The following is a 1413-nucleotide window of genomic DNA, read 5'->3' as shown; positions in this document are numbered from 1 at the left end:
GCCGGTGACGCGCTGGTCGAACGGATCAAACCACTGGCCAAAAAGACGATGCGCGAGGGTGTGCTGGCGGGTATCGGTGGCTTTGGCGCGCTGTTTGAAGTGCCCAAGCGCTACAAGGAGCCAGTACTGGTCAGTGGCACCGACGGTGTCGGCACCAAGCTCAAGCTGGCCTTTGAATGGTCCATGCACGACACGGTCGGCATCGACCTGGTCGCCATGAGCGTCAATGACGTGCTGGTGCAAGGGGCTGAGCCGCTGTTTTTCCTCGACTACTTCGCATGCGGCAAGCTCGATGTGGACACCGCTGCCGCCGTGGTCGGTGGTATCGCCAAAGGGTGTGAGCTGTCCGGCTGCGCCCTGATTGGTGGCGAAACGGCCGAGATGCCCGGCATGTACCCGGCCGGCGAATACGACCTGGCGGGCTTTTGTGTCGGCGCGGTCGAAAAGTCGAAAATTCTTACCGGTGCCGACGTGAAGCCCGGTGATGTGGTGCTGGGCCTGGCGTCCAGCGGTGTGCATTCCAACGGTTTCAGCCTGGTGCGCAAGTGCATTGAGCGCGCTGGCAACACGCTGCCCGCCACGCTGGATGGCAAGCCCTTCAAGCAAGCCATCATGGAGCCGACCCGCCTGTACGTGAAGAACGTGCTGGCCGCCCTCGCCGAACACCCGATCAAAGCGTTGGCCCACATCACTGGTGGCGGTCTGCTGGAAAACATCCCGCGCGTGCTGCCCGACGGCACGGCCGCGCATTTGACCCAAGGTAGCTGGCCGCAGACCGAGCTGTTTGCCTGGTTGCAAGCCACCGCCGGCATCGACGATTTCGAGATGAACCGCACCTTCAACAATGGCATCGGCATGGTGGTGGTGATTGACGCCGCCAATGCGATCGCCTGCACGGCCACCTTGCGCGCCGCGGGTGAGCAGGTCCACGAGATAGGCGTCATTGCCGAACGCGGAGCGGGGGCGGCAGTCGTCGTCGCCTGAGAATATGCTAAAGGTGTCCGAGCGTACCCAGGCGCTGCGACACATCCCGCCCGGCATCTGGGCGCTGGGCTTTGTCAGCCTGTTGATGGATATTTCGTCCGAAATGATCCACAGCCTGCTGCCGGTTTTCATGGTCACCACGCTGGGCACCAGCGTGTTCGTGGTCGGCCTGATTGAAGGCGCCGCCGAATCCACCGCGCTGATTGTCAAAGTATTTTCAGGCGTGATCAGCGACTACTGGGGTAAACGAAAACCGCTCGCTGTTTTGGGCTATGGCTTGGGCGCCTTGTCCAAACCGCTGTTTGCGCTGGCCACCACCACTGGCTTTGTCCTGACGGCACGCTTGATGGACCGAGTAGGCAAAGGCATCCGAGGTGCGCCGCGCGACGCGCTGGTGGCTGATATCGCGCCGCCCGAACTGCGCGGCGC

Annotated in this window: 2 protein-coding genes; both read left to right on the top strand. The window is 62.6% G+C overall.

The genetic code is table 11. The features are described from left to right. Positions 1 to 984, top strand: a 984-nt coding sequence (gene purM / locus B3V69_RS19975; protein WP_296449349.1) for a phosphoribosylformylglycinamidine cyclo-ligase, incomplete at its 5' end; no start/stop codon positions are given. A 4-nt stretch (positions 985 to 988) separates the two neighbouring features. Then, a partial coding sequence (locus tag B3V69_RS19970) for an MFS transporter (protein ID WP_296449346.1) occupies positions 989 to 1413 on the top strand: 425 nt, incomplete at its 3' end.

The organism is Rhodoferax sp. UBA5149 (assembly GCF_002413825.1).
Taxonomy (GTDB): domain Bacteria; phylum Pseudomonadota; class Gammaproteobacteria; order Burkholderiales; family Burkholderiaceae_C; genus Rhodoferax.
The sequence above is the reverse complement of the archived record's forward strand: the minus strand, read 5'-3'. Positions and strand labels throughout refer to the sequence as shown.